Source organism: Pseudomonas oryzihabitans, from assembly GCF_032027545.1.
GTDB lineage: Bacteria > Pseudomonadota > Gammaproteobacteria > Pseudomonadales > Pseudomonadaceae > Chryseomonas > Chryseomonas oryzihabitans_F.
Map to the genome: position 1 here is coordinate 308,025 of NZ_JAVSJB010000004.1, position 25,825 is coordinate 333,849.

At 67.0% G+C, this 25,825-nt stretch carries 22 protein-coding genes and 3 pseudogenes; 12 read left to right on the forward strand and 13 right to left on the reverse strand.

Annotated elements, in window-relative coordinates:
• Position 1: 1 nt before the first annotated feature.
• Entirely contained in the window at positions 2 to 931 is a 930-nt protein-coding gene (gene hemF, locus RND78_RS08760; RefSeq protein ID WP_312727827.1) for an oxygen-dependent coproporphyrinogen oxidase, read from the reverse strand.
• Positions 932 to 1,048: 117 nt separating this feature from the next.
• On the opposite strand from hemF, the gene RND78_RS08765 reads away from it, so the two are divergent.
• The 4 genes and pseudogenes from RND78_RS08765 to RND78_RS28245 all read left to right on the forward strand — a co-directional run.
• A complete protein-coding gene (locus tag RND78_RS08765) occupies positions 1,049 to 2,026 on the forward strand; it encodes an NADPH:quinone reductase (protein ID WP_312728115.1) in 978 nt (325 codons plus the stop codon).
• 1,139 nt (positions 2,027 to 3,165) lie between these two features.
• Positions 3,166 to 4,680, forward strand: a pseudogene (locus RND78_RS28235) (PAS domain S-box protein); the annotation flags it as partial.
• 30 nt (positions 4,681 to 4,710) lie between these two features.
• A pseudogene (locus tag RND78_RS28240) lies at positions 4,711 to 5,118 on the forward strand (ATP-binding protein); the annotation flags it as partial.
• A gap of 144 nt (positions 5,119 to 5,262) precedes the next feature.
• Positions 5,263 to 5,580 (forward strand): annotated as a pseudogene (locus RND78_RS28245) (response regulator); the annotation flags it as partial.
• 3 nt (positions 5,581 to 5,583) lie between these two features.
• On the opposite strand, the gene RND78_RS08775 reads toward RND78_RS28245, so the two are convergent.
• The 3 genes from RND78_RS08775 to RND78_RS08785 form a co-directional block, all read right to left on the reverse strand.
• A complete protein-coding gene (locus tag RND78_RS08775; protein ID WP_312727829.1) occupies positions 5,584 to 6,138 on the reverse strand; it encodes a Sua5/YciO/YrdC/YwlC family protein in 555 nt (184 codons plus the stop codon).
• Positions 6,139 to 6,403: 265 nt separating this feature from the next.
• Positions 6,404 to 7,489, reverse strand: coding sequence for a DNA-processing protein DprA (gene dprA, locus RND78_RS08780; RefSeq protein ID WP_312727830.1), 1,086 nt, complete (start codon positions 7,487 to 7,489; stop codon positions 6,404 to 6,406).
• Between the two features lie 56 nt (positions 7,490 to 7,545).
• Positions 7,546 to 8,577, reverse strand: a complete 1,032-nt coding sequence (locus tag RND78_RS08785) for a LysM peptidoglycan-binding domain-containing protein (protein WP_312727832.1) — start codon at positions 8,575 to 8,577, stop codon at positions 7,546 to 7,548.
• A 232-nt stretch (positions 8,578 to 8,809) separates the two neighbouring features.
• Here RND78_RS08785 and def point away from each other — a divergent pair, with 232 nt between their 5' ends.
• From def to rsmB, 3 genes are read left to right on the forward strand one after another with little or no spacing between them, the layout of a single operon-like run.
• The gene (def, locus tag RND78_RS08790; protein WP_007160149.1) at positions 8,810 to 9,316 is read left to right on the forward strand and encodes a peptide deformylase; all 507 of its coding nucleotides are present in this window, start codon (positions 8,810 to 8,812) and stop codon (positions 9,314 to 9,316) included.
• 58 nt (positions 9,317 to 9,374) lie between these two features.
• The gene (gene fmt / locus RND78_RS08795; protein WP_312727834.1) at positions 9,375 to 10,319 is read left to right on the forward strand and encodes a methionyl-tRNA formyltransferase; all 945 of its coding nucleotides are present in this window, start codon (positions 9,375 to 9,377) and stop codon (positions 10,317 to 10,319) included.
• A complete protein-coding gene (gene rsmB, locus RND78_RS08800; protein WP_312727835.1) occupies positions 10,316 to 11,617 on the forward strand; it encodes a 16S rRNA (cytosine(967)-C(5))-methyltransferase RsmB in 1,302 nt (433 codons plus the stop codon). Before fmt ends, rsmB begins: the two co-directional genes overlap by 4 nt.
• On the opposite strand, the gene RND78_RS08805 is transcribed toward rsmB, so the two are convergent.
• The 3 genes from RND78_RS08805 to RND78_RS08815 are packed head-to-tail and all read right to left on the reverse strand — an operon-like array spanning position 11,601 to position 13,429.
• Positions 11,601 to 12,101, reverse strand: a complete 501-nt coding sequence (locus RND78_RS08805) for a polymer-forming cytoskeletal protein (RefSeq protein ID WP_312727836.1) — start codon at positions 12,099 to 12,101, stop codon at positions 11,601 to 11,603. The two genes, rsmB and RND78_RS08805, sit on opposite strands and share 17 nt — an antisense overlap.
• A gap of 16 nt (positions 12,102 to 12,117) precedes the next feature.
• On the reverse strand, positions 12,118 to 12,477 hold the full coding sequence (locus RND78_RS08810) for a hypothetical protein (RefSeq protein WP_312727837.1): 360 nt from the start codon (positions 12,475 to 12,477) through the stop codon (positions 12,118 to 12,120).
• Positions 12,458 to 13,429, reverse strand: coding sequence for a M23 family metallopeptidase (locus RND78_RS08815; RefSeq protein ID WP_312727839.1), 972 nt, complete (start codon positions 13,427 to 13,429; stop codon positions 12,458 to 12,460). Before RND78_RS08815 ends, RND78_RS08810 begins: the two co-directional genes overlap by 20 nt.
• A gap of 473 nt (positions 13,430 to 13,902) precedes the next feature.
• Between RND78_RS08815 and RND78_RS08820 the strand changes: the two genes are divergently transcribed.
• Positions 13,903 to 14,220 (forward strand): tetratricopeptide repeat protein, encoded by a 318-nt coding sequence (locus RND78_RS08820; protein ID WP_312727841.1) that lies wholly within the window; start codon positions 13,903 to 13,905, stop codon positions 14,218 to 14,220.
• Here the strand turns inward: RND78_RS08820 and RND78_RS08825 are convergent.
• The 3 genes from RND78_RS08825 to RND78_RS08835 all read right to left on the reverse strand — a co-directional run bounded on the left by RND78_RS08825 (position 14,211) and on the right by RND78_RS08835 (position 16,177).
• Positions 14,211 to 14,483 carry a PilZ domain-containing protein gene (locus tag RND78_RS08825; protein WP_312727843.1) on the reverse strand — a complete coding sequence of 91 codons (273 nt, stop codon included), beginning with the start codon at positions 14,481 to 14,483 and terminating at the stop codon, positions 14,211 to 14,213. The genes RND78_RS08820 and RND78_RS08825 overlap by 10 nt on opposite strands.
• A gap of 131 nt (positions 14,484 to 14,614) precedes the next feature.
• Complete coding sequence (locus RND78_RS08830; protein ID WP_312727845.1) at positions 14,615 to 15,502, reverse strand: lysophospholipid acyltransferase; 888 nt, start codon at positions 15,500 to 15,502, stop codon at positions 14,615 to 14,617.
• A gap of 114 nt (positions 15,503 to 15,616) precedes the next feature.
• Positions 15,617 to 16,177 carry a DNA-3-methyladenine glycosylase I gene (locus RND78_RS08835; RefSeq protein ID WP_312727847.1) on the reverse strand — a complete coding sequence of 187 codons (561 nt, stop codon included), beginning with the start codon at positions 16,175 to 16,177 and terminating at the stop codon, positions 15,617 to 15,619.
• Positions 16,178 to 16,467: 290 nt separating this feature from the next.
• Between RND78_RS08835 and glyQ the strand changes: the two genes are divergently transcribed.
• The 4 genes from glyQ to RND78_RS08855 are packed head-to-tail and all read left to right on the forward strand — an operon-like array spanning position 16,468 to position 20,785.
• A complete protein-coding gene (gene glyQ / locus RND78_RS08840; RefSeq protein ID WP_312727848.1) occupies positions 16,468 to 17,433 on the forward strand; it encodes a glycine--tRNA ligase subunit alpha in 966 nt (321 codons plus the stop codon).
• Positions 17,433 to 19,490 (forward strand): glycine--tRNA ligase subunit beta, encoded by a 2,058-nt coding sequence (glyS, locus tag RND78_RS08845; RefSeq protein WP_312728117.1) that lies wholly within the window; start codon positions 17,433 to 17,435, stop codon positions 19,488 to 19,490. The genes glyQ and glyS overlap by 1 nt, the downstream gene beginning before the upstream one ends.
• A 3-nt stretch (positions 19,491 to 19,493) precedes the next feature.
• Positions 19,494 to 20,036 carry a D-glycero-beta-D-manno-heptose 1,7-bisphosphate 7-phosphatase gene (gene gmhB / locus RND78_RS08850; protein ID WP_312727849.1) on the forward strand — a complete coding sequence of 181 codons (543 nt, stop codon included), beginning with the start codon at positions 19,494 to 19,496 and terminating at the stop codon, positions 20,034 to 20,036.
• Positions 20,036 to 20,785 (forward strand): lysophospholipid acyltransferase family protein, encoded by a 750-nt coding sequence (locus RND78_RS08855; protein WP_312727851.1) that lies wholly within the window; start codon positions 20,036 to 20,038, stop codon positions 20,783 to 20,785. The genes gmhB and RND78_RS08855 overlap by 1 nt, the downstream gene beginning before the upstream one ends.
• A 385-nt stretch (positions 20,786 to 21,170) precedes the next feature.
• Here RND78_RS08855 and gyrB read toward each other — a convergent pair whose 3' ends face one another.
• From gyrB to dnaN, 3 genes are read right to left on the reverse strand one after another with little or no spacing between them, the layout of a single operon-like run.
• Positions 21,171 to 23,591: a DNA topoisomerase (ATP-hydrolyzing) subunit B gene (gyrB, locus tag RND78_RS08860; protein WP_312727852.1), complete on the reverse strand. Its 2,421-nt coding sequence runs from the start codon at positions 23,589 to 23,591 to the stop codon at positions 21,171 to 21,173.
• Positions 23,588 to 24,697: a DNA replication/repair protein RecF gene (recF, locus tag RND78_RS08865; RefSeq protein ID WP_312727853.1), complete on the reverse strand. Its 1,110-nt coding sequence runs from the start codon at positions 24,695 to 24,697 to the stop codon at positions 23,588 to 23,590. The genes gyrB and recF overlap by 4 nt, the downstream gene beginning before the upstream one ends.
• 10 nt (positions 24,698 to 24,707) lie before the next feature.
• A complete protein-coding gene (gene dnaN, locus RND78_RS08870) occupies positions 24,708 to 25,811 on the reverse strand; it encodes a DNA polymerase III subunit beta (RefSeq protein ID WP_058761357.1) in 1,104 nt (367 codons plus the stop codon).
• Positions 25,812 to 25,825 lie beyond the last annotated feature (14 nt).

Genomic DNA, 25,825 nt, shown 5'->3' on the forward strand with positions numbered 1-25,825 from the left:
ACTATCCTGCGGGCGTGGGTGCGAGGGCGAGCCAGTCGCGGTCGGTGAGGAAGAAATCGGTCAGGCGCGCCTCGGGCGAACCGGGCGCGGGCTTCCAGTCGTAGCCCCAGCGCACCTCGGGCGGTAGCGACATGAGGATGGACTCGGTACGCCCGCCGGATTGCAGGCCGAACAGGGTGCCGCGGTCGTAGACCAGGTTGAATTCCACGTAGCGCCCGCGGCGATAGGCCTGGAATTCGCGCTCGGCCTGGCCATAGGGCTGGTGGCGACGGCGCTGGACGATGGGCAGGTAGGCCTCGACGAAGGCATCGCCGATGGCGCGCTGGAAGGCGAAGCAGGTGGCGAAGTCCCATTCGTTGAGATCGTCGAAGAACAGGCCACCGATGCCCCGCGGTTCGCCGCGGTGCTTGAGGTGGAAGTAGCGGTCGCACCAGGCCTTGTAGCGCGGATAGACGTCGGCGCCGAAGGGCGCGCAGGCGTCATGGCAGACCTGGTGCCAATGCACGCAGTCGGCTTCGTCGCCGTAGTAGGGAGTGAGGTCGAGGCCACCGCCGAACCACCAGACCGGTGCCTCGCCGGGCTTCTCGGCGAAAAAGAAGCGCACATTGGCGTGGGCGGTGGGGATATGGGGATTGTGCGGGTGCATGACCAGGGACACGCCCATGGCCTCGAAGCTGCGCCCGGCCAGTTCCGGGCGATGGGCGCTGGCGGAGGGGGGCAGGCTGTCGCCATGCACGTGGGAGAAGTTCACGCCGCCCTTTTCCAGCACGGCGCCCTCGGCGATCACCCGGGTGCGACCACCGCCGCCGGTCGGCCGGGTCCAGGCGTCCTCGACGAAAAGCGCCGCGCCATCCTCGGCTTCCAGTGCGGCGCAGATGCGCTCCTGCAGGTCGAGCAGATAGGCCTTGACGGCCTCCAGGGACGGATTCATCGCAAGCATTTTCCACAGCGGCGGGGAGGGCAGAGCATAACACCCGTATCCATGCGGTTGACGCGGCGCGCGGTTGCGGCTTGGATGAAGGACCACGCCAACCAGGAAAACGACAACATGGCCCAGCGCATCCAGTTCAGCCGCACCGGTGGTCCCGAAGTACTCGAACTCGTGGATGTCGAACCCGCCGCACCCGGCCCCGACGAGGTGCGGGTGCGCAACCACGCCATCGGCCTCAACTTCATCGAGACCTACTACCGCAGCGGCCTCTATCCGCCGCCCTCGCTACCTTCGGGCCTGGGTACCGAGGGTGCCGGGGTGGTGGAGGCGGTGGGCAGCGCCGTCAGCCGGTTCAAGGCCGGCGACCGCGTGGCCTATGCCACCGGTCCGCTGGGCGCCTATGGCGAGGTCCATGTGCTGCCCGAGCGCCATCTGGTGCACCTGCCGGAGGCGGTGTCCTTCGAGCAGGGCGCCGCGGCCATGCTCAAGGGGCTGACCGTGCAGTACCTGTTGCGCCAGACCTATCCGCTGCAGGCCGGCGACACGGTACTGTTCCACGCCGCGGCCGGCGGCGTCGGCTCCCTGGCCTGCCAGTGGGCCAAGGCCCTGGGCGTGCGCCTGATCGGCACCGCCGGCTCGCCGGAAAAGCTGGAGAAGGCCAAGGCCCTGGGGGCCTGGGCGGTGATCGACTACCGCCAGGAAGACGTGCCGGCGCGGGTCCGCGAATTGACCGACGGCGCCAAGGTACCGGTGGTCTACGACGGCGTCGGCAAGGATACCTGGGAGATGTCGCTGGACTGCCTGGCCCCGCGTGGTCTCATGGTCAGCTTCGGCAACGCCTCCGGCGCGGTCACCGGGGTCAACCTGGGGATCCTGTCGCAGAAGGGTTCGCTCTACGTCACCCGGCCGACCCTGGCCACCTACGCCGCCTCGCCCGAGGCGCTGCAGGACATGGCCGACCAGTTGTTCGAGCTGATCACCGATGGCCGCATCCAGGTGGACATCGGCCGACGCTACCCGCTGGCCGAGGTGCAGGAGGCGCACCGGGCGCTGTCGGGGCGGGAGACCAGCGGCTCGACCATCCTCCTGCCCTGACCCGGTAGTAGGCCGTCATTGGCGACCCCGCAGGAGGAAATCGTGACGGCCATTAAGTTTCCGCTAGCAAAGCGGCACGTCAGGGGTAAACGTCGGTCTATCTCGGACAGTCGAGTCGCTTCGAACTCGACGCCTTGCCACGACTCGGCCGGATCGCTGCTCTTGCCATGCCTATTTCCAGCCCCCTCGCCAGCCTGCTCGACACCGCCACGGACACGGCGCTGATCACCCTGACCGCCGAGGGTCGGATCGCGCAGTGGTGTCCGGAGGTCGCCCGACTGCTCGGCTGGACGGTCGAGGACAAGCTCGGTGAAGCCATCGTCGGCCTGCTGGTGCCAGAGCCGCCCGCCGACCAGTGGCTGGCGCTGCTGGAGCGCTGCCAAGCCCAGGGCCTGCGTCATCGGGATGGCCAGTTGGTCCGTCTCGACCTGCACCTGGTGCCCCTGCGGCGGGCGACCGTCACCGTGGGCTGGTTGCTGCACGTCTGGCAAGCGCCACCGAGTCGGAGCCGCTTCGCCACCTGGCGGGGCGCCGAACGGGATCTGCCGCAACGCCTGCAGGCCTTGGGCGAGTGGTCACGCCGGCTCAGCGGTACCCCGGATCTGGCCGCCCTGCGTCTCTGCGCCACCCAGGCGCTACGCGAGCTGGCCAACGATCCCCAGGCGCGACTGCTGCTGGGTGCCGAGACCGGGGATCTGCCCCCGGATGGTCTGCGGCTCGGGCTTGGCCCGGCGGCGCAACCCCTGGGCTATCTGCAACTGGGCAGTGCCGCGGTGGACGCCGATACCCGCCTGCTGCTCGACCAGTTGGCCCTGCTGCTCGCCGCCCTGGTCGAACGCCAGCGCCAGCAGGAGCAGGTCCGCCAGCTCGAGCAACGCCTGTCGCTGGAGCAAGGCCTGCTGGCCAGTGTGCTGCAACAGGCGCCCCTCGGTATCTCCATCACCGAGGCGGGCAGCGAGAAGGCAGTGATGCTCAACGACCGCGTCAGCGTGCTGCTCGGCAAATGCCCGGAAGGGGAGACGCTGGACCAGCGCTACCAGGCGGTGGGAGCCCTGCACGACAACGGCCAGCCCTATGCGGTGGACGACTATCCCACCGTGCGGGTGCTGCGCAGTGGCCAAGCGGTACCGCCCGAGTTGATGCGCTATCGCCGCCCGGACGGCAGTATCCGCCTGCTGGAGGTGTCCAGCGCGCCCGTGCGCTCGGCCAGCGGCGAGGTGATCGCCTCGGTCACCCTGTTCGACGACGTCCAGCAGCGGGTCGACGCGGAAAACGCCCTGCGCGAACACAGCGCGCGCCTGGCCAGCCTGATCAACCAGGCAACCGTGGGCATCTGCCAGACCGACGCCCACGGCCGCCTGCTGCTGGCCAACCGGCGCTATTGCGAGCTGCTTGGCCGTAACGAGGTCGGGGTGCTGGAGCAGACCCTGCAGGCCCAGACCCATCCGGACGACCGTGCCGCCCTCGAACACAGCCTCGACGTGCTGCGCCAGCGTGGCGAGAGCTTCAAGCTGGACCAGCGCTTCGAGCGCCCGGACGGCTCGGTGGTCTGGGTCAGCCTGCACGGCTCGCCCCTGCAATCGGAGGTCGGCCAGCCGCTGTCGGTGAGCCTGGTGGTGGTCGACCTCACTCAGCGCAAGCGAGCCGAGGCCGCGCTGCACCTATCCAACCAGCGCTTCCGCAACGCCGTGGAAGCGGTACAGGGGGTGGTCTGGACGACCAATGCCAATGGCCACCTCCTGGGTGAGCAACACGCCTGGAGCACCCTCACCGGGCAGAGCTACGCCCAGTACCAGCAGGAAGGCTGGGTCGACGCCGTGCATCCCGACGACGCCCCTCGCACCCTGCGGCGCTGGCGCCTGGCCGTGCAGCAGCAGCTGGATTTCCATGACGAACACCGGCTGCGCTGCCGCGACGGCCAGTGGCGCACCTTCAGCGTCCGCGCCCTGCCGGTGCGCGAGGGCGGGGTGGTGCGCGAATGGGTGGGCGTCCACACCGACGTCAGCGAGATCCGCATGGCCGAGCACCGCCTGCGTCGTTTGGCCGAGTTGCTGGAGCAGCGCGTCCACGAGCGCACGGTGGAGCGTGATCGCATGTGGCGGGTGGCCGACGACCTGCTCGGGGTGATCCAGGGCCAGCGCTGGCTGAGCCGCAACCCGGCCTGGGGTCGTGCCCTGGGCTGGGACGACGAGGAACTGCGGCATCAGCCGCCCACGGCGCTGGAACATCCCGACGACGCTCCGGTGTTCCCCCGGCTGGCCGCCTTGCGCCAGGGCGAGGTGCTCAGCGACCTGCCCGGTCGCCTGCGTACCCGCGACGGTCACTGGCGGCACATGATGTGGAAGGCCACCGCCGATCACGACGGCCGCATCTACGTCTTCGGCCGCGACATCACCACCGAGCACGAGGCTTCCCTGGCCCTGCAGAATGCCGAGGCGGCGCTGCGCCAGGCGCAGAAGATGGAAGCCATCGGCCATCTCACTGGCGGTATCGCCCACGACTTCAACAACCTGCTCACCGGTATCAGCGGCTCCCTGGAATTGCTCAGGCGGCGCCTGGACCAGGGCCGGCACGACAACCTGCAGCGCTACCTGGACACCGCCGAGCAATCCGCCACCCGCGCCGCAGCCTTGACCCATCGGCTGCTGGCCTTCGCCCGCCGGCAGACCCTGGACCCGCGTCCGGTGGACGTCAACGCCCTGATCCTGTCCCTGGAAGAGCTGTTCCAGCGCACCCTGGGCGAGCGCATCAGCCTGCGCAGCAGCCTCGCGCCCCATCTGCCGCCGGCCCGGACCGACACCAACCAGTTGGAGAACGCCCTGCTGAACCTGGTGATCAACGCTCGCGACGCCATGCCCGAAGGCGGTCGCCTGGCCCTGGAAACCGCCCTCGAGCACCTCGACGAGCTGGCCGCCGAGCACGAGCTACCCGCTGGCGACTACGTGCGCCTGACCATCGCCGACACCGGCAGCGGCATGCCGGCCGAGGTGGTGGACCGCGCCTTCGATCCCTTCTTCACCACCAAGCCCATCGGCCAGGGCACCGGCCTGGGCCTGTCCATGCTCTATGGCTTCATCAAGCAGTCGGGCGGTCACGTCAGCCTGGAGAGCGCCCTTGGCGCCGGCACCCGTGTCAACCTCTGGCTACCCTGCGCCGAGCCGGTCAGCCAGGCACCGGCCGACGAACCCCAGGCAGCCGTCGCCCAGAGTCGTGGCGAACGCCTGCTGCTGGTGGAAGACGACGCCTCGGTGCGGCTGCTACTGCGGGAGATGCTCAGCGAGTTGGGCTATCGCGTGCGCACGGCGGCCACCGCCTCGGCGGCACTCGCGCTGGTCGACGGTGACCTGCGCTACGACCTGCTGATCACCGACGTCGGCCTGCCCGATCTGGATGGCGGCGAACTGGCGGCCCGGCTGCGCGAGCGCTGGCCCAGCCTGCCGGTCCTGTTCGTCAGTGGCCATGCCGAGCGCCCGACCCCGAACGGCGAGCCGTCGCTGGCCAAGCCGTTCCAGATCGACGCTCTGGCGCGACTGCTGCGCCAATTGCTGGACTGACTGCTAAGGCCGGAACACCTCGCCCGTGACCAGGTCGCGGATGACGCTGGGATTCTTGCGCCCACCCAATTCACCGGTGAGGATGCCGTCCAGGGTACCCGGGAAGTACTGCTGGACGCGCAACCGCGAGCGCGCCGCCGGCCGACCGGCCGGATTGGCCGAGGTGGAGATCAGCGGCCCGGTGAGGGCGCAGAGTTCGCCCACCAGCGGATGCTCGGAGACCCGCAGCGCCACCGTGGCGTGGGCCCCGGTGACCCAGCCGGGCAGGCGGTTGTGATGGGGTACCAGCCAGGTATTCGGTCCCGGCCAGGTGCTGGCCAGCTTGGCCAGGGATTCCTCCGGCAGGTCGTGGAGCAGGAAGTCGAACTGACGGATGTTGTCGGCGACCAGGATCAGTCCCTTCTCCAGCGGCCGCCGCTTGAGCATCAGCAGGCGATAGACCGCGGCCTGGTCCCAGGGATCGCAACCCAGGCCCCAGACGGCCTCGGTGGGATAGGCCAGCACCCCCCCCTCGCGTACGATCCGCGCCGCCTGTCGCACTCGCCAGCTGTTGTGCATCGCCTTGCCTCCGCCAAATCCCTGAAGTCTACCCGAGCGCCGCCGCGATGCTAGTCGTCCGCTCAGAGCCTGTGCAAAGTCTCGCGGGCTAGAGCCAAACAAGGCCCAGGCGGCCCCGCGAAAATACCTGAGGAAGCGGATCGGACCCGCGCTCGGGTGTACAAGTGGTAAATGAGCATTCCCACGGGGCCGCCTAGGCGGGGCTGGCCTTCCAGGCCATTTTCAACGCCGTTTGGCCGACGCGCAGCGGACTTTGAACGGGCTCTCAGCCGAGGCGCGTCCAGCTGCCGTGCAGCGCTGCCACCCGGCCCTCCAGCTCCAGCTCGGTCAGGCGCGCCAGTACCTCGGGCAGCGGCTGGCCGCTGAGCTGCGCCAGCTCCTCGCTGTTCAGCGGACCGGCGGCGAGATGGCGCAGCAGGGGATCGTCCGCGACGGGGGCCGGCGCCGCGGTCACCGGCAGGGCTTGCCAGCCACGCAGGGCGTCGAGGATGTGCTCCACGCTCTCCACCAGTTGCGCGCCCTCACGGATCAGCTGATGACAGCCGCGCGCGCCCGGATGATGGATGGAGCCGGGCAGGGCGAATACCTCGCGGCCCTGTTCGGCAGCCAGCCGCGCGGTGATCAAGGAGCCGCTGGACGGACTGGCCTCCACCACCAGGGTGCCCAGGCTGAGGCCGCTGATGATGCGATTGCGCCGGGGAAAGTTGGCCGCCTGGGGCGTGCAGTCCAGCGGCAGTTCGGAGACCAGGGCTCCGCCTGCGGCCAACAGGCGCCGGGCCAGGCCCAGGTGGCGCCGGGGATAGAGCTGCAGCAGACCAGTCCCCAAGACGGCCACGGTGGCGCCCCCGGCGTCGAGTGCCCCCTGGTGCGCCGCGCCATCGATGCCCAGCGCCAGCCCACTGGTCACGCAGAAGCCGGCAGCGGCCAGGCTGTGGGCGAAGCGCCGGGCGTTGTCCAGGCCCTGGGCGCTGGCCTGGCGGCTGCCGACCAGGGCCAGTTGGGGTTGCTCCAGCGCGGCGAGTCGTCCCTCGACGAACAGCAGCGGCGGCGGATCGGCGATCTCGCCGAGCAACGCCGGATAGCGGTCTTCGCCCAGGCAGAGTAGATGACGCCCGGGCGCCTCGAGCCAGGCCAGGGCCCGGGCGGCGCGTTCACGGGTTCCGGCACTGCGGCGGGCGTCGGCGGCCACCGCCGGGAGGCCTAGGGCACGCCAGGCGGATGCCGGGGCACTGAGGGCCGCGGCAGCGCTGCCGAAGGCGTCCAGCAGCAGGCGCTGGCGCACGGCGCCGATTTCCGGCAGGGCATGCAGACGGAGCCGAGCTTCCTGCTCGGCGGGGGAGAGGCTGGCCATGGGATCGTCCTTGAAGGTCGGCGGCCGCCCTCCTGGCGACCGGGGTTGAGCAGGTTCTAAGGGTTGCGCACCTTATCCATCAGCTCCAACTGGCGGGTGGCGGTCAGGATCAGGCCGTAGCTGATCTTGTCGTAGGTGCGGAACACCATGAGCAGGCCGGCGCGCTCGTCGGGGATCTTCACCGACTCGCCAGTGATGCGGTCACGTACCGTCTCGCCGGTCTTGTACACTGCCAGCACGTTGCCCTCGGTAAGGCCATCGCGGGCACCCTTGTTGAGGGTCACCACGTCGAACTGGCCGACCTGGGTGACGCCGCGAGGCACATCGAGGATCAACCCGGCGATGTCGCGCGCCGGGGCGCTGGGCATGAAGGTGGAGTTCACCAGCCGCTCTTCGGTAGGGAAGAGTCGGTCGCCGAGGCGCACCTCCTGATTGGTGCGCGTCAGCTTGAGGGTACTGATGTCACCCTCCTGGGCGACCAGGTCGGCGCTGCCGATGAAGTCGCCATTGATGCCGAGGAAGGCGCCGGTCTTGGGATCGACGTAGGTCTTGCCCTGGCGGTAGATGCCGAAGGCCGAGACACCCGGCTGCAGCTTGCCGCGCACGTAGATGCGATCGCCGGCGCCACTCACCACGCGCTCGGCGTTGCCGGCCACCACATAGGGCGCCGTCTGGAACTGTTCCGCCGCATCGAAGGCGCGGTTCTGCAGCAGGAAGCTGTTCACCGCTTCCAGCGGAATGGTCGGGATGGCTTCGGCGATGGGTGTGCTGCGCACCGTGGGCGACAGCTTGACCGTGCCGCGCGAGGCCCCGCGGTTGAGCTGCAGGCGCGGTTGGCCGTCGACGTAACTCAGCACCAGGGTATCGCCGGGATAGATGAGATGGGGATTCTTGATCTGCGGGTTGGCCTGCCAGATCTCGGGCCATTCCCAGGGTTTGCTCAGGAACTTGCCGGAGATGTCCCAGAGCGTATCGCCGCGCACCACCGTGTAGCTTTCTGGATGATCCTGGCGCAGGGTTACAGCTGCATACGCCGACTGCAGGGCGCCCGCTGCAACCACCAGCAGGGCGAACAAAGATTTCCTCATGCGCCGAATCCCTTTACACTCTGAGCCTTGAAGAACCGTCTTCACGCAAACGTCGGGGAATCGCCCCTGTCGTGCCCTGATCGCCACCTTCATCGGCGCCGGGCAGCGCAGTCGCCAAAGCCCCGTCGACCGACGTCATCCGCCCTCCGGGTCCAGCCCGAGCCTGGTGGATGCAACGCTGCCGCATCTTAGCAGCGCCCCTTGACTGTATTCCACAAGTGCCCTCAACGCCATGGCGATCCTAGACATCCTCGAATTTCCCGATCCCCGCCTGCGCACCGTCGCCAAGCCCATCGACACGGTCGACGACGCCCTGCGCCAGACCATCGACGACATGTTCGAGACCATGTACGAAGCGCCCGGCATCGGCCTCGCCGCCACCCAGGTCAACGTCCATCGTCGCCTGGTAGTGATCGACGTCAGCGAAGACAAGAGCGAACCGCTGGTCTTCATCAACCCGGAAGCCGAACCTCTCACCCAGGAGCTGGGCGAGTATCAGGAAGGCTGCCTGTCGATTCCCGGTTTCTACGAGAAGGTCTGCCGCCCCGAACGCGTCCGGGTGAAAGCCCTGGATCGCGACGGCAAGCCCTTCGAGCTGGAGTGCGACGGCCTCCTGGCGGTGTGCATCCAGCACGAGATCGACCACCTCGACGGCAAGCTGTTCGTCGACTACCTGTCGCCGCTCAAGCGCGACCGCATCAAGAAGAAGCTCGAAAAGCAGCAGCGCCACAAGGCCTGATCGCCCTGGCGGACGGCATGACCGGCGTCCGCCGCTCGCCCTTTCCGCCAGGTCCGCCATGTCCAGATCCCTTCGCCTCGTCTTCGCCGGAACCCCGGAATTCGCCGCCGTGCACCTGCAGGCGCTAATCGACGCCGGCTATCCCATCGCCGCCGTCTACACCCAACCGGACCGCCCCGCCGGGCGCGGCCAGAAGCTGGCCATGAGTCCGGTCAAGCAGCTGGCGCTGGCCCACGGCATCCCCGTGCAGCAGCCGCCGACCCTGCGCGATCCTGCCGCCCAGGCCACCCTGGCGGCGCTTGAGCCCGACCTGCTGGTGGTGGTGGCCTACGGCCTGATCCTGCCCCAGGTGGTGCTGGACATCCCCCGCCTGGGCTGCATCAACAGCCATGCCTCGCTGCTGCCGCGCTGGCGCGGCGCGGCGCCCATCCAGCGCGCGCTGGAAGCCGGCGATGCCGAATCCGGGGTCACCGTGATGCGCATGGAAGCCGGCCTGGATACCGGGCCGATGCTGAGCAAGGTCATCACGCCCCTCACTGCCGAAGACACCGGCGGCAGCCTGCATGACCGCCTGGCCGCCCTGGGCGCGGCCGCTGTGGTCCAGGCCCTGCCGGGGCTGGCCGATGGCAGCCTGGCAGGCGAGGTGCAGGACGACAACCTGGCCACCTATGCCCACAAGCTGAACAAGGACGAGGCGCGGCTCGACTGGGAACGTCCGGCCGCGGAACTGGAACGCCGCATCCGGGCCTTCGATCCCTGGCCGCTGTGCCACACCGCCCTGGCCGGCGAACCGCTCAAGGTCTGGTCCGCGGAACTGGCCGAAGGGCAGGGCGTCCCTGGCATGGTGCTGGATGCCGATCGCCACGGCCTGCTGGTGGCCTGCGGCGAAGGCGCCCTGCGCCTGACCCGGCTGCAATTGCCCGGTGGCAAGCCGCTGGGCTTCGCCGACCTCTACAACGCCCGCCGCGAGCGCTTCGCCCCCGGCCAGGTGCTGGGCCTATGAATCCGCGGCTGGCGGCGACCCGCGCCCTGGCGGCGGTCCTCGCCGGTCGTGCCTCCCTGGGCAGCAGCCTGCCCGAGCAACTGGCCAAGGTCGAACCGCGCGACCGCGCCCTGGCCCAGGACCTGGCCTTCGGTACCGCCCGCTGGCAACCGCGGCTGTCACTGCTGGCGGAGAAGTTGCTGCAGAAGCCGTTCAAGCCCGGCGACCGGGATCTCGAAGCCCTGCTGCTGATCGGTCTCTACCAGCTGTTCCACACCCGCATCCCGGCCCACGCCGCCATCGGCGAAACGGTGGGCTGCGTCGACAAGCTGAAGAAATCCTCGGCCAAGGGCCTGCTCAACGCCGTGCTGCGTCGTGCCCAGCGCGAATACGACAGCCTGCTGCCGGCCCTGGAGCATGATCCCGCTGCGCGCCTGGCCCATCCGCGCTGGCTGCAAAAGACGCTAAAGGCGCGCTGGCCGGAACAGTGGGAAGCCATCGCCACCGCCAATAACCTGCATCCGCCACTGATCCTGCGGGTCAATCGGCGCCAGGGCAGTCGCGATGCCTATCTGGCCGACTTGGCCGCCGCCGGCATCGAGGCCGTGCCCTGCGCCTTCAGTGCCGATGGCATCCGCCTGCTAGAGCCCCAGGACGTCACTGCCCTGCCGGGCTTCGCCGTGGGTCGCTTGAGCGTGCAGGACGAAGCCGCCCAGCTGGCCGCCGAGCTGCTGGAGCTGGCGCCCGGCCAGCGAGTGCTGGACGCCTGCGCCGCGCCCGGCGGCAAGACCTGCCATCTGCTGGAGCGCGAACCGGAACTGGCCGAGGTAGTGGCGCTGGACGCCGATGCCAGCCGCCTGGAGCGGGTCCAGCAGAATCTCGCCCGGCTGGGGCTCACCGCCCGTACCCTGGCCGCCGATGGCCGCGCCGTGGCCGATTGGTGGGACGGCACGCCCTTCCAGCGCATCCTGCTGGACGCGCCCTGCAGCGCCACTGGGGTGATCCGCCGTCATCCGGACATCAAGCTGACCCGCCAGGCCAGCGACATCGCGCCCCTGGTGCAACTGCAGGCCGAATTGCTGGACGCCCTCTGGCCGACGCTGGAGGTGGGCGGCATCCTGGTCTACGCCACCTGTTCGGTATTGCCCGACGAGAACAGCGACAATCTCGCCGCCTTCCTCGCCCGCACCCCCGGCGCCCGCGAGCTGGACATCCCCGCGCCCTGGGGCCTGGCCCAGCCCCATGGCCGCCAGCTGCTGCCGCAGCCCGAAGGCCACGACGGCTTCTACTACGCCAAGCTGATCAAGATTGCTCGCTAAGCGCCGGCGGTAGTGGCGGCTCACTCGCGTCCGATGGACCTTTCTTCGCCTGGGCAGCCGGCTGCGGCAACTGCGCCGGCGTTTCCGGCTTGGGCAGTTCCAACACCGCTGCCTCTTCGTCGAGGCGTCGCAGAATGCCATCCACCACCGCGCCATTCTCCATGCTCAGCTGGCGGTAGGTGATGTTGCCGCGTACCCGGGCATTGGAATGCAGTTCGAGCAGGTGCTCGACCCGCAGATCGCCGACGATGGTGCCGTCGATCAGGGCGTCATAGCTGCTCACGTTGCCTTCCACCACGCCGTTGGCGCTGATCGCCAGCAGGCTGGTGGTGCCGGCCTTGAAGCTGATGCTGCCCCGAACCCGGCCATCCACCTTCAGGCCCTCGCTGAATTCCAGATCACCCTGGATCGACAGGTTGTCGGCGATGAGGCTGGAAAAGCCATTCACCGCGGGGCGGGGGGCCGCCTTCTTTCTGTTGAACATCCGTGCTGCTCTCCGACTAGGGTTTCTGATTCTGGCGGCGGAAGAAGGCCAGCTCCGCGCTCAGACGCTCGATCTGCGTTAGCAAGGCGGCGTTGCGCTCGGTCAACTGGCGCTCGGTGGCCGTGCCCAGCTGCAGATCCAGCGCCCGCTGCGCCAGGCTGTCGCTCAACCGCCGATTCTCGACCTGTAACTGCTGCAGTTCGGCCTGGTGCGCCAGCTGGAGCCGGTAGCCGACGGCCAGCAGTACCAGGGGCAGCAACAGGAGCAGGCCGAGTCCCAGCCGCGCCAGCAGGCGCCGCCGTGGGCCCAGCTCCAGGCGCACCTCGCCACGCAGCAGGTCCCGGCTCGACGACCGACTAGTCGCGCGCCGGGCCATCGCTGTCACGCTCCAGCTGGCCTAGGGCGAGAAAGCGCTGGGGATCGACGAACTGACCGTCGCGCAGGATCTCGAAATGCAGGTGCGGCCCGGTGGAGCGCCCGGTGGAGCCGACGGCGCCCAGGAGCTGTCCGGGCGTGACCACCTGGCCTTCCTTGACGAAAGTGCGACTCAGGTGGGCATAGCGGGTAACCAGGCCATTGCCGTGGTCGACCTCAACCCGATAGCCATAGCCGCCCAGGGCGCCCGTGGCCTGGACCCGGCCGCCCGCAGCGGCCCGTACCTGGGTACCGGTGGGCGCGGCGAAGTCGACGCCGGAATGGAAGGCCAGGTGACCATTGAACGGATCGACCCGATTGCCGAACAAGGAGCCTAGGCGTGCCTGGTCCACCGGCCGCTGGGAGGGAACCGCCATCAACGCGGCATTGCGACTGGCCACCCGGTTCAGCAGCAGATCCAGCTGCTGGCGCAGGCACAGCGCTACCTGCTCGCTGGTGCCGAGCATCCGCATGTGCAGGCCCTCGCCGGCCGCGCTGGCATTGCAGGAGCGGGGAGGCAGCCAGGCGCCGCCTTGGGCGCCGTGGGCCTGGGGCTCCGCGAGTAGCGCGGGCAACAGCGAGGGATCGACCGCCGTCACCTGGTCGCGCAAGGTCTGGTTCTGTTCCAGCATGCGCTGCAAGGCCTGGGTGTCGGCTTCCAGGGATTGCAGTCGGCCGACCAGCGTCCCCATCCGCTCCAGGGCCGGTGGCTCGCTCGTGGCACTCACTGGCAACGCGACCGGCGCAACCGCCGGGTCGTCCATCGGTAGTCGCCCGCCGAACCAGCAGCCTAGGGCAAAGGTCGCCAGGCAGCTCGCTACCAGCAGTAACAGCGAACCCCGCGCACGCTGCGGATAGACGACGCAAGCGCCATCGCGCACGAGTTTGCGGCTGGAGGAAGAAAAGAGTTTCATCTAGATCCTGCGGCCATCCTGAACGCCGAAAGATCGAACAGCTTAAGGTGAAAGCCATCACACATTGCCAGGAAATGGACTATTCCGGACCAACTCGACCGTCCACCGGATATATGGCACCTGGACGCCGGCTCGCCAGTCCGCCACCGCGCCAGGCAGAATGTCCGGCCTAAGAGCCTGTTCAACGTCTCGCGAGCTAGAGACAAACAAGGCGCAACGACCAACGGGAGTACCAACGGGAGTAACAGCCAACGGCTGGCCCGTAGGGTGAGCGCCAGCGAATCAAATGGCTGAGGAAGCGGATCGGACCCGCGCTCGGGTTTACGAGTGGTAAATGCGCATTTCGACGGGGCCGCCCAGGTGGGGCTGGCCTTCCAGGCCATTTTTGACGCCGTTTGGCCGACGCGCAGCAGACTTTGAACAGGCTCTAAGGGCTCGCATCAACCTTCCTCATCTGCCTATCGGAACCCGCCATGCTCGAATCCCTGGAAAACATGCTCGCCCGTGGCCAAGACAATGCCCTGCTTAGATTCGGCCTGGGCAAGGGCTATCTGGATGCCGGAGAGCCAGGGCGGGCTGTCACGCACCTGGCACGCTGCGTGGAATTCGATCCGGCGTATTCGGCGGCGTGGAAACTGCTGGGCAAGGCCCACGAAGGCCTGGGCGATCTGACCGCGGCCGAGGCGGCCTGGACCCAGGGGCTGAATGCCGCCCAGGCCAAGGGCGACAAGCAAGCCGAAAAGGAAATGACGGTGTTCCTCAGGCGCCTGGCGCGCCGTATTCAGTCCTGATCGCGCAGGAATCTGAGACCCGCGCCCTGACCATCGGTGCGCATGACTTCCATGGTCACCTTGGGCGCCTCCATCGGCAAGTCGAGCACCTGTCCGATGACCCGGGTACCCCGCGCCAGTCGGGCCAGCTCGGGATGCACCACATAGACGCCGCCGTCGGACAGGTCGCGCGTCTCGCCCACGATCTCGCCATCCGGATAGGCGATCCAGAGCCGGCACTTGAGAGGGGTACGGGTATGCTGGCGTTGGTCGCGCGAATTCATCGCCTGACTCCCTGGCTAGGCGCTTCCTTGGATCGTCGCAGCTTCCGGCAAAGCCCGGCGGCTGTCAGCCCCGCACCGACCGAACGGTCCCGGCGGGCAGCCGAGCGATCAGTCGGCCTGCCGCCAGCAACTCAGTACCACTTCGCCTCGCCATCCGGGCGATTCTTGAACCTCTTCATGCTCCACATGTACTGGGTGGGGTAGCGGCGTACGTAGCCGGCCAGCATCTCACTCATGGCCGCGACCGACACTTCCGGGTCCGGGTCGTACATGGCCAGGGGCGCCGCCTCCAGAATCACCTTGTAGCCGCTGCCATCCTCCAGGCGCACCGCGTGGAAGAACACCCCACGCGCCTTGCCGCGGGCCAGTAGCGAGGGGACGAACTTGCTGGTCAGGGCCGTGGTACCCAGGAAGGGCACGAAGAGGCCGGCGCTGCGACTCGGCTCGGGATCGGCCGGGATGCCCACGGCGCCGCCGCGACGGACTTCCTTGATCACGCTGATGATGCCTTCCGGCGTGGACGGCGCCACCCGGTTGCCCAGCTGTACCCGCTGGCGCTTGAGCAACTCGTCAACCGCCTTCAGCTTGGGCGGCCGGTAGAAGATGATCGGCTTGGCGTGGGAGCAGTAGAAGTGGTTGAGCAACTCCCAGTTGCCCAGGTGGCTGGTGATGCCCACCACGCCATCGCCCGAGGCCAGGGCTTCCTGCAGCACGTCCATTCCTTCCACCTCGCGCACCAGGCGCAACGAGCGCTGGGGCGACCAGATCCAGGCGCAGGCGCTCTCGGTCAGGGTCTTGCCAATGCCGCGCAGGCACTCGCGCGACAGCCGTTCCAGGCCGGCGGGATCGAGTTCGGGAAAACAGCGGGCGAGGTTGATGCGGGTGACCTTGCTGGCGCGGGTCGGCAGCTTCCACATGCACCAGCCGATGAATCCACCCAAGCGCTGCACCAGGGGCCAGGGCAGCAGCGCGAAAAGGCGCAGGAAGGCGATCATCAGCGCGCCTTTGAATCTTTCCAAAAGATCGGCTCCTGTCTGAATACTCCGACAGTTTACCGTCTCCAGGCCGCGGAAATGTTAAGAAAACGTAAGGTTCGCCAAGGTTGACGACTATACATTCAGCTATTCATGCGCCTATGCCGACGAGTGGGCCAGTTCTGCATGACGGTCGCAATCGAGGGTGTGGTCCATTACCAGTCCCATGGCCTGCATGAAGGCATAGCAGATGGTCGGGCCGACGAAGGTGAAACCGGCTTTCCTGAGCGCCTTGCTCATGGCCTCGGCCTCCGCGGTGATGGCCGGGACCTCGCTGCGATCGCGGAAATGGTTGATCTTCGGCACGCCGCCGACGAAAGACCACAGCCAGCCAGCGGGATCTTCCAGCCGCAGCCAGGCCTGGGCGTTCTGCCGGGCGGCGCGCAGCTTGGCGCGATTGCGGATGATGCCCGGGTCCTGCATGAGGTCTTCGATCTCCGCATCGCTGAGCTGGGCCAGCCGCGTGGGATCGAAGCCGTGCAGCACCTCACGATAGCGTTCGCGCTTCTTGAGGATGGTGATCCACGACAGGCCCGCCTGGAAGCCTTCCAGCAAGATGAATTCGAAGAGCACCGCTGAATCGTGCTGGGGGGTGCCCCATTCGCGGTCGTGGTAGTCGATGTACAGCGGATCGGCGGTGCACCAGAAACAACGCGGCATGACGACGGCTCGGTCGAGGAGGGAGGCCTCACCTTAGCGCAATTGCCCGGCAGAGGAGACGACAGGCCCACCGGACCTCGTAGGAGCGGCCCATGGCCGCGATACGTGCCTAACCTGGTAGCGTGGATTTTCTCGGTTAATACCCTGTGATCGCGGCCGTGGGCCGCTCCTACGACCAGCGGCCCCTGCAGGTGCCAAATACCGCCGGGGAGGCCTACGAGCCCATGCGGTCACCCCCGGCTTTCGGCTATACTCCCCGGCTTTTCGTCGCAGCCGAACGGGTATTTTTCGTGAGCCAGTCCAAGCCCACCGTGCGCACCTTCCAAGACTTGATCCTGGCCTTGCAGCAATACTGGGCCGAGCAGGGCTGCGTGGTACTCCAGCCCTATGATATGGAAGTCGGCGCCGGTACCTTCCACACCGCCACCTTCCTGCGCGCCATCGGTCCCGAGACCTGGAACGCCGCCTATGTGCAGCCCAGCCGCCGTCCCACCGATGGCCGCTACGGCGAGAACCCCAACCGCCTGCAGCACTACTACCAGTTCCAGGTGGTCCTGAAGCCCAATCCGGACAACTTCCAGGAACTCTACCTGGGCTCCCTGGCCGCCATCGGCCTGGACCCGCTGGTGCACGACGTGCGCTTCGTCGAGGACAACTGGGAATCGCCCACCCTGGGCGCCTGGGGTCTGGGCTGGGAGGTCTGGCTCAACGGCATGGAAGTCACCCAGTTCACCTACTTCCAGCAGGCGGGGGGCCTGGAGTGCTATCCGGTGACCGGCGAGATCACCTATGGCCTGGAGCGCCTGGCCATGTACCTGCAGGGCGTGGACTCGGTCTATGACCTGATCTGGGCCGACGGCCCCTTCGGTACCGTCACCTACGGCGACGTCTTCCACCAGAACGAAGTGGAGCAGAGCACCTACAACTTCGAGCACGCCAACGTGGCCAAACTGTTCGAGCTGTTCGACTTCTATGAGTCCGAGGCCAATCGCCTGATCGCCCTGGACCTGCCGCTGCCCACCTACGAGATGGTGCTCAAGGCCTCCCACACCTTCAACCTGCTGGACGCCCGCCGCGCCATCTCGGTGACCGAACGCCAGCGCTACATCCTACGTGTACGTACCCTGGCGCGTAGCGTCGCCCAGGGCTACTTCAAGGCCCGTGCCCGCCTGGGCTTCCCCCTGGCCACGCCCGCGCTGCGTGACGAGGTCCTGGGTCGCGACGATGTCCAGGCGCTGCTCAAGGAGGGCGAATGATGAGTACCCATCTGGATTTCCTGGTCGAACTGGGCACCGAAGAGCTGCCGCCCAAGGCGCTCAAGACCCTGGGCGACAGCTTCCTCGCCGGCATCGAGAAGGGCCTCAAGCAGGCCGGCCTCGGCTACACCAGCGCCCGCGCCTATGCCGCGCCACGTCGCCTGGCGGTGCTGGTCGAAGCGCTCGAGACCCAGCAGCCCGAGCGTAGCGTCAACCTGGACGGTCCGCCGCTCCAAGCCGCCTTTGGCGCCGATGGCCAGCCAACCCAGGCCGCCCTGGGCTTCGCGCGCAAGTGTGGCGTCGACATCAGCGCCATCGATCGCAGCGGTCCCAAGCTGAGATTTTCCCAGAACATCCCCGGCCAGCCGGCGGCCACCCTGCTGCCCGGCATCGTCGAGGCGTCGCTGGCCGAGCTGCCGATTCCCAAGCGCATGCGCTGGGCCGCCCGTCGCGAGGAATTCGTCCGGCCGACCCAGTGGCTGGTGATGCTGCTGGGTGACGAGGTCATCGACTGCGAGATCCTCACCCGCCGTGCCGGCCGTGACTCCCGCGGCCATCGCTTCCATCACCCCGACGCCGTACGCATCAGCGCCCCGGCCAACTACGCCGCCGACCTGCGCGCCGCCCATGTCCTGGCCGACTTCGCCGAGCGCCGCCAGCTGATCGAGTCCCGCGTGGCCGAACTGGCCACGGCGGAGCAGGGCAGTGCCGTGGTGCCGCCGGCGTTGCTGGACGAGGTGACCGCCCTGGTGGAATGGCCGGTGCCGCTGGTCTGCGCCTTCGAGGAACGCTTTCTCGAGGTGCCCCAGGAAGCCCTGATCACCACCATGCAGGACAACCAGAAGTACTTCTGCCTGCTGGACGCCCAGGGCAAGCTGCTGCCGCGCTTCATCACCGTGGCCAACCTGGAAAGCAAGGATCCTGCGCAGATCGTCAGCGGCAACGAGAAGGTGGTGCGCCCCCGTCTCACCGACGCCGAATTCTTCTTCAAGCAGGACCAGAAGCAGCCACTAGAAAGCTTCAACGAGCGCCTCAAGAACGTGGTCTTCCAGGCTCAGCTCGGCAGCGTCTACGACAAGGCCCAGCGCGTCGCCGCCCTGGCCGCCTTCATCGCCGAGCGCATCGGCGGTGATGCCGAGCGCGCCCGCCGTGCCGGCATCCTGGCCAAGTGCGACCTGGCCACCGAGATGGTCGGCGAATTCCCCGAGATGCAGGGCATCGCCGGCTACTACTACGCCAGGAAGGGCGGCGAGGCCGATGACGTGGCCCTGGCGCTCAACGAGCAGTACATGCCGCGCGGTGCTGGCGCCGAACTGCCGCAGACCTTGACCGGTGCCGCCGTGGCCCTGGCCGACAAGCTCGACACCCTGGTCGGCATCTTCGGCATCGGCATGCTGCCCACCGGCAGCAAGGACCCCTTCGCCCTGCGCCGCCAGGCCCTGGGCGTGCTGCGCATCCTCATCGAGAAGCAGCTGGAGCTGGATCTGCCGGCCGCCGTCGCCTTCGCCATCGCCGGCTACGCCGAGAGGGTCAAGGCCGCCGGGCTGCAGGAACAGGTACTGGACTTCATCTTCGATCGCCTGCGGGCGCGTTACGAAGACGAAGGCATCGACACCGCCGCCTATCTCGCGGTGCGGGCCCTGCGTCCAGCCTCGGCGCTGGACTTCGACCAGCGTGTCCAGGCCGTACAGGCCTTCCGGCGCCTGCCCGAAGCCGAAGCCCTGGCCGCCGCCAACAAGCGCGTCTCCAACCTGCTCGGCAAGTTCGAAGGCCAGGTCGCGGCTCAGGCCGATGCCGCCCTGTTCGAGACCGACGCCGAGCGCACCCTCGCCGCCGCCATAGCCGATGCCGAGCGGGATGCCGCGCCCCTGGCCGAAGCCCGTCGCTATCGCGAAGCCTTGGAGCGTCTGGCCAGCCTGCGGGCGCCGGTGGATGCCTTCTTCGACGAGGTCCTGGTCAACGCCGAGGACGAGCGCGTCCGCGCCAATCGCTATGCGCTGCTCGCCCACCTGCGTGGCCTGTTCCTCGGCATCGCCGACATCTCGGTGCTGGGCTGAGGCATGAAGTTGATCGTGCTGGACCGCGACGGCGTCATCAATGTCGATTCCGATGACTACGTACGCAGCGCCGAGCAGTGGCAACCGCTGCCCGGCAGCCTCGCGGCCATCGCCCGGCTGAAGCGGGCCGGCTGGCAGGTGGCGGTGGCCACCAACCAGTCCGGTCTGGCGCGCGGTTACTTCACGGCAGACGACCTGGCGGCCATGCACGAGAAGCTACAGCGTCTGCTGGCGGAGGAGGGCGGTCAGGTCGATCTGATCCTGCACTGTCCCCATGGTCCGGAAGCGGCGTGCGACTGCCGCAAGCCCCTGCCCGGCCTGTTTCGCGCCATCGCCGCCCATTATGGTCGCGCCGACCTGGCCGGCGTGCCGGTGGTGGGCGACAGCCTGCGCGATCTGGAAGCCGGCCTGGCCCTGGGTTGCACGCCCTACCTGGTACGTACCGGCAAGGGCGAGCGTAGCCTGGCCAAGCCTTTGCCATCGGGCACCCGGGTCTTCGCCGACCTGGCCGCCGTGGCCGATCACCTGCTGGAGGAAACGCCCTGATGCGGCTCTTGCGTACCCTGCTGTTCTACCTACTGCTGGGCACCAGCGGCATCCTATGGTCCTGCGTCAGCCTACTGATCGCCCCCTTCCTGGCCTATCGCGCCCGCTATCGACTGGTGGTCAAGGCCTGGACCGGCTTCGCCGTCTGGCTGGCCAAGGTGATCTGTGGCATCCGCTACGAAATCGAAGGCCTGGAGAACGTCCCCGCACAGCCCTGCGTGATCGTAGCCAACCACCAGAGTACCTGGGAGACCTTCTTCCTTTCTGCCCAGTTCGAGCCCACCTCCCAGGTGATCAAGCGCGAACTGCTGCGGATTCCCTTCTTCGGCTGGGCCTTTTCCCTGCTCAAGCCCATCGCCATCGACCGCGACAACGGCAAGCTGGCCCTGCAGCAGTTGACCGAGCAGGGCGGGCGTTACCTGGCCCAGGGCTGCTGGGTGCTGATCTTTCCCCAGGGCACCCGCATCGATCACGGTCAGATGGGCAAGTTCTCCCGCGGCGGCGCAGCCCTGGCCTGCAGCCTCAACGTGCCCATCCTGCCCATCGCCCACGATGCCGGTGCCTACTGGCCGAATCGCTCCTGGATCAAGTCGCCGGGGATCATCAAGGTCCGCATCGGTCCGCTGCTCTATCCCCAGGGTCAGGATCCGCGCGCCATTGTCGACCTCAATGCACGCTGCTTCGCCTTCATCGAACAGGCCCTCGCCTCCAAGCCCGACGCCAGCCAGGCGCAGCGCTGCATCGCCTGACCGCCAGGCCCCCGTGGCCTGGCGCTTCCCCCGGTTTTCCTCCGTTTGCCCACAGACTTATCCACAGCCTCTCCCTGTCTCAGCAGAGTCATGGTGGGCGGCTGCCTACTCTGAACGGATGGCGTTCCACAAGTACCTACAAGCTTATTCCCAGGCTTATCCACAGGACAGCTCGTTATAGCCTGTGCCTCTATGCCGCATGGCACGGCCTCTTTACCCGCTTTCGGCAGACTCGCCAAAAGACACTGAGCAAAACTATCCACAAAACATCTAGCTATAAGATGAGCGGCGCTTCGGCCTGGGAACGAAAGGGCCGCCCTCTCTGGCCAGAATGTTTTCCACAAAAAAGCCCCGCATGGCGGGGCTTGTGCATAACCGTTGTCGATCAGACGTCGAGGTTGGACACCGCCAGAGCATTGCTCTCGATGAAATCGCGGCGCGGCTCCACATGATCGCCCATGAGGGTATTGAAGATCTGATCGGCCGCCACGGCGTCCTCGATGGTTACCTGCAGCATACGACGCACGTTCGGATCCATGGTGGTTTCCCACAGCTGGTCCGGATTCATTTCGCCCAGCCCCTTATAGCGCTGGATATTGAATCTCTTGCTGGTTTCGTTCATCAGCCATTCCCAGGCTTCCTTGAAGGTGCTCACCGGGCGGCGGCGTTCGCCGCGCTTGGCATAGGCACCTTCTTCCAGCAGGTTGTCCAGCTGGGCAGCCAGCTCGGTTACCAGGCGGTAATCGTTGCTGCCGAAGAAATCCCGGTTGAAGGTGACGTAGCTGGACAGCCCATGGGCGCGGGTCTCGACCTCCGGCAGCCACAGGCTACGTTCGCGATCCTCGCGCAGACTGAGGGTGTAGGTAGTGCCATTGCGTTCGGCAGCCTTCAGGCGCGTCTCGAGAGTGGCTAGCCACTCACGCATGGCGGCCTCGTCGCCCAACTGCTCCACGCCCACGCGGGGCAGGTACAACAGGTGTTCACTGACATCGGCCGGATACAGCCGCGACAGCCGCTTGAAGGTCTTCATCACCTGGCGATAGCTGTTCACCAGCTTCTCGAGTTCCACACCGGACAGCCCCGGGGCGTTCTCGTTGACGTGCAGGCTGGCTTCCTCGAGGGCGGTCTGGGTCAGGTATTCCTCCATCGCCTCGTCGTCCTTGATGTACTGCTCCTGCTTGCCACGCTTCACCTTGTACAGCGGCGGCTGGGCGATGTAGATGTAGCCCCGCTCGATCAGCAGCGGCATCTGGCGGAAAAAGAAGGTCAGCAGCAGGGTACGGATGTGCGAGCCGTCGACGTCAGCATCGGTCATGATGATGATGTTGTGGTAACGCAGCTTGTCGATGTTGAACTCTTCGCGACCGATGCCACAGCCCAGCGCGGTGATCAGGGTGCCCACCTCCTGGGAGGAAAGCATCTTGTCGAAGCGCGCCTTCTCCACGTTGAGGATCTTGCCCTTGAGCGGCAGGATCGCCTGGGTGCGCCGGTTGCGGCCCTGCTTGGCCGAACCACCGGCGGAGTCACCCTCCACGATGTAGAGTTCGGACAGCGCCGGGTCCTTCTCCTGGCAGTCCGCCAGCTTGCCCGGCAGGCCGGCGATGTCCAGGGCGCCCTTGCGGCGGGTCATCTCGCGCGCCTTGCGCGCCGCTTCCCGGGCGCGGGCCGCGTCGATCATCTTGCCGACCACCGCCTTGGCTTCGTTGGGATTCTCCAGCAGGAAGTCGGAGAAGTGCTTGCCCATCTCCTGTTCCACCGCGGTCTTCACCTCGGAGGAGACCAGCTTGTCCTTGGTCTGGGAGGAGAACTTGGGATCCGGCACCTTGACCGAGATGATGGCAGTCAGGCCTTCGCGGGCATCGTCGCCGGTGGTGGCCACCTTGAACTTCTTCGCCAGGCCCTCGGCCTCGATGTAGTTGTTCAGGTTACGCGTCAGCGCCGAGCGGAAGCCGGCCAGGTGGGTACCGCCATCACGCTGCGGAATGTTGTTGGTGAAGCAGAGGATGTTCTCGTTGAAGCTGTCGTTCCACTGCAGCGCCACTTCCACGCCGACGCCATCGTCTTCGCGCTGCACCTGGAAGTGGAACACCTGGTTCACCGCACTCTTGTTGGTGTTCAGGTAATCGACGAAGGCACGTAGACCGCCTTCGTACTTGAATAGCTCTTCCTTGCCGGTGCGCTCGTCACGCAAGAGGATGCCCACGCCGGAGTTGAGGAAGGACAGCTCGCGGATCCGCTTGGCCAGGATGTCCCAGCTGAACTGGATGTTGTTGAAGGTCTCGGCCGACGGCTTGAAGTGCACCTGCGTACCGGTGCTGTCGGTCTCGCCGATCACCGCCAGCGGCGCCTGGGGCACGCCATGCACATAAACCTGCTCCCACACCTGGCCGGCGCGGCGAATGGTCAGCCGCAGCTCCTTGGACAGGGCATTCACCACCGAGACGCCCACGCCGTGTAGGCCACCGGACACCTTGTAGGTGTTGTCGTCGAACTTACCGCCGGCGTGCAGCACGGTCATGATGACCTCGGCCGCCGAGACGCCTTCTTCCTTGTGGATATCCACCGGGATGCCGCGACCGTTGTCGCGCACGGTGATGGACTCGTCCATGTGGATGGTGATGCTGATCTCGCTGCAGAAGCCCGCCAGCGCCTCGTCGATGGAGTTGTCCACCACCTCGAAGACCATGTGGTGCAGGCCGGTGCCGTCATCGGTGTCGCCGATGTACATGCCGGGGCGCTTGCGCACGGCATCCAGTCCCTTCAGCACCTTGATGCTGGAAGAGTCGTAGGTATTGGTCTCGCTCATGCTTGGCTCCCGCTAGTGTGGGTCTGCTTGATATGGCCGTGTTCCACGTGGAACACGCTGACCTCTGTCTCCGGCCGCCAGGCGGCCTGTAGCGTCTCGCGCTCGACACAGGTGATGAAGACTTGGCACTCCAGTGCCTCCAGCAGCCGGCACAAGGCCAGCCGGTGTCCCTCGTCCAGTTCCGAGGGCAGGTCGTCGATGAGATAGACGCACTGGCCTCGCTTGACCTGGTTGACCAGCCGGCCCTGAGCGATGCGCAGTGCGCACACCACCAGCTTCTGCTGGCCGCGCGACAGGATGTCCGCCGCATTGTGATTGCCGATACGAATCCGCAGGTCGGCCCGCTGAGGACCTGCCTGGGTATGCCCCAGTTGCAGATCCCGCGCCAGGCTGTCCGCCAGCACCTCGCGCAGATCGCGCTCGCGGTCCCAGCCGCGGTAGTAACTCAGGGTCAGGCCATCGAGCTGGATCAGCTCGGCCAGCACCGCAGTGAATTCCGGCTTCAAGCGCTGGATATAGGCCTGGCGAAAACCATCGATTTCGGTGCTGGCCAGGGCCAGCTCCTGATCCCAGGCAGCCTGGGCCGCAGGGTCGATTTTACCACGTCTGAGCCAGTGATTTCGCTGCCTGAGCGCCTTTTGCAGGCGTTGCCACAGCGGCAGGAAACGCGGTTCCTCGTGGAACACGCCCCAGTCGAGAAATTGCCGCCGGATCTTGGGACTACCTTCGAGCAGCCGAAAGCCGTCCGGGTTGATCAGCTGCAGCGGCAGCACCTCAGCCAGTTGCGCCGCACTGCGGGCATTCTCACCGTTGATGCGGATCTGGTAGTCGCCGCCGCGCTCGCGCTGGATGCCCAGGTTGCAGTCCTGGCCGCCGGGTAGGCGCACCTGGCCGAACACCGTGCAACTGGCCTGCTCGTGCTGGATGACCGGCGCCAGCTTGGTGCTACGAAAGGAGCGGGCCAGGCCCAGGAGGTGGATGGCCTCCAGCAGGCTGGTCTTGCCGCTGCCGTTGGCACCGTGCAGCAGGTTCACCCGTGGCGAGGGCTGAAGCGCGACCGCCTGCAGATTGCGCAGGCGGTCGGCGTTGAAGCGGATCAGCGTCATCGAGTGGCGATCAGAGGCGCATCGGCATCACGACATAGGAGGAATCGTCGTTGCCCGCCTCCTGCAACAGCGCACTGCTGCTGGAATCGGACAGGGTAATGCGTACCTGGTCGGTGGTCATCACACCGAGCACATCGAGCAGGTAGCTGACGTTGAAGCCGATCTCGAGGCTGCCGCCGTCGTAGTCGACCTGCAGTTCTTCCTCGGCCTCTTCCTGCTCCGGGTTGTTGGCCTGGATCTTCATGAAGCCGTTTTCCAGCTGCAGGCGAATGCCCCGGTACTTTTCGTTGGAGAGAATGGCAGTGCGGCTGAAGGCCTCGCGCAGGTGCTGGCGCTCACCGAGCACCAGCTTGTCGCCATGGCGCGGCAAGACACGCTCATAGTCGGGAAACTTGCCGTCCACCAGCTTGGAGGTGAAGGTGAAGTCGCCGGTGGTGGCACGGATATGGTGCTGACCCAGGACCACATTGACCGGCTCTTCCGGTTCGGTGAGCAGGCGCGACAATTCCAGGATGCCCTTGCGCGGCACGATGACCTGGTGCTTCTCGGCCTGCTCGACATCGGCCTCCAGCATGCACATGGCCAGGCGGTGACCATCGGTGGCCACGGCGCGCAACCGACCGGTGCTGGCTTCCAGCAGCATGCCATTGAGGTAGTAGCGGACGTCCTGCTGCGCCATGGCGAAGCCGGTGCGCTCGATCAGGCGCCGCAGGCGGCCCTGGGGAATGCTGAACTTCAGCGAACCCGGACCTTCCTCCACGGTGGGGAAGTCATTGGCCGGCAGGGTCGACAGGGTGAAGCGGCTGCGCCCGGAACGGATCAGCAGCTTCTGCTCCTCGGTGCGGATGTCGATCAGCGCATCGGGTTGCAGACTCTTGCAGATGTCCATCAGCTTGCGCGCCGGCACGGTGATCTCGCCGGCCTCGGCGGCTTCTTCCAATTCGACCCGGCCCACCAGCTCGACTTCCAGGTCGGTGCCGGTAAGGGACAGCCGCTGGCCTTCCACGACCAGGAGTACGTTGGACAGCACCGGCAGCGTTTGCCGACGTTCCACGACACCGGCCACCAGCTGCAGCGGTTTCAACAGGGCTTCGCGTTGAATGGTGAAATGCATGGTCAGGTCCTTGC

Coding starts and splice junctions, on each gene's coding strand:
- dprA (WP_312727830.1), bottom strand. CDS start 7,489: ATGGCCAGCCTCTCCCCCGCCGAGCAGGAAGCTCGGCTCCGTCTGCAT.
- RND78_RS08765 (WP_312728115.1), top strand. CDS start 1,049: ATGGCCCAGCGCATCCAGTTCAGCCGCACCGGTGGTCCCGAAGTACTC.
- RND78_RS08805 (WP_312727836.1), bottom strand. CDS start 12,101: ATGTTCAACAGAAAGAAGGCGGCCCCCCGCCCCGCGGTGAATGGCTTT.
- RND78_RS08855 (WP_312727851.1), top strand. CDS start 20,036: ATGCGGCTCTTGCGTACCCTGCTGTTCTACCTACTGCTGGGCACCAGC.
- gyrB (WP_312727852.1), bottom strand. CDS start 23,591: ATGAGCGAGACCAATACCTACGACTCTTCCAGCATCAAGGTGCTGAAG.
- def (WP_007160149.1), top strand. CDS start 8,810: ATGGCGATCCTAGACATCCTCGAATTTCCCGATCCCCGCCTGCGCACC.
- rsmB (WP_312727835.1), top strand. CDS start 10,316: ATGAATCCGCGGCTGGCGGCGACCCGCGCCCTGGCGGCGGTCCTCGCC.
- RND78_RS08785 (WP_312727832.1), bottom strand. CDS start 8,577: ATGAGGAAATCTTTGTTCGCCCTGCTGGTGGTTGCAGCGGGCGCCCTG.
- gmhB (WP_312727849.1), top strand. CDS start 19,494: ATGAAGTTGATCGTGCTGGACCGCGACGGCGTCATCAATGTCGATTCC.
- hemF (WP_312727827.1), bottom strand. CDS start 931: ATGAATCCGTCCCTGGAGGCCGTCAAGGCCTATCTGCTCGACCTGCAG.
- recF (WP_312727853.1), bottom strand. CDS start 24,697: ATGACGCTGATCCGCTTCAACGCCGACCGCCTGCGCAATCTGCAGGCG.
- RND78_RS08835 (WP_312727847.1), bottom strand. CDS start 16,177: ATGCCGCGTTGTTTCTGGTGCACCGCCGATCCGCTGTACATCGACTAC.
- RND78_RS08820 (WP_312727841.1), top strand. CDS start 13,903: ATGCTCGAATCCCTGGAAAACATGCTCGCCCGTGGCCAAGACAATGCC.
- glyS (WP_312728117.1), top strand. CDS start 17,433: ATGAGTACCCATCTGGATTTCCTGGTCGAACTGGGCACCGAAGAGCTG.
- fmt (WP_312727834.1), top strand. CDS start 9,375: ATGTCCAGATCCCTTCGCCTCGTCTTCGCCGGAACCCCGGAATTCGCC.
- RND78_RS08825 (WP_312727843.1), bottom strand. CDS start 14,483: ATGAATTCGCGCGACCAACGCCAGCATACCCGTACCCCTCTCAAGTGC.
- RND78_RS08775 (WP_312727829.1), bottom strand. CDS start 6,138: ATGCACAACAGCTGGCGAGTGCGACAGGCGGCGCGGATCGTACGCGAG.
- RND78_RS08810 (WP_312727837.1), bottom strand. CDS start 12,477: ATGGCCCGGCGCGCGACTAGTCGGTCGTCGAGCCGGGACCTGCTGCGT.
- RND78_RS08815 (WP_312727839.1), bottom strand. CDS start 13,429: ATGAAACTCTTTTCTTCCTCCAGCCGCAAACTCGTGCGCGATGGCGCT.
- dnaN (WP_058761357.1), bottom strand. CDS start 25,811: ATGCATTTCACCATTCAACGCGAAGCCCTGTTGAAACCGCTGCAGCTG.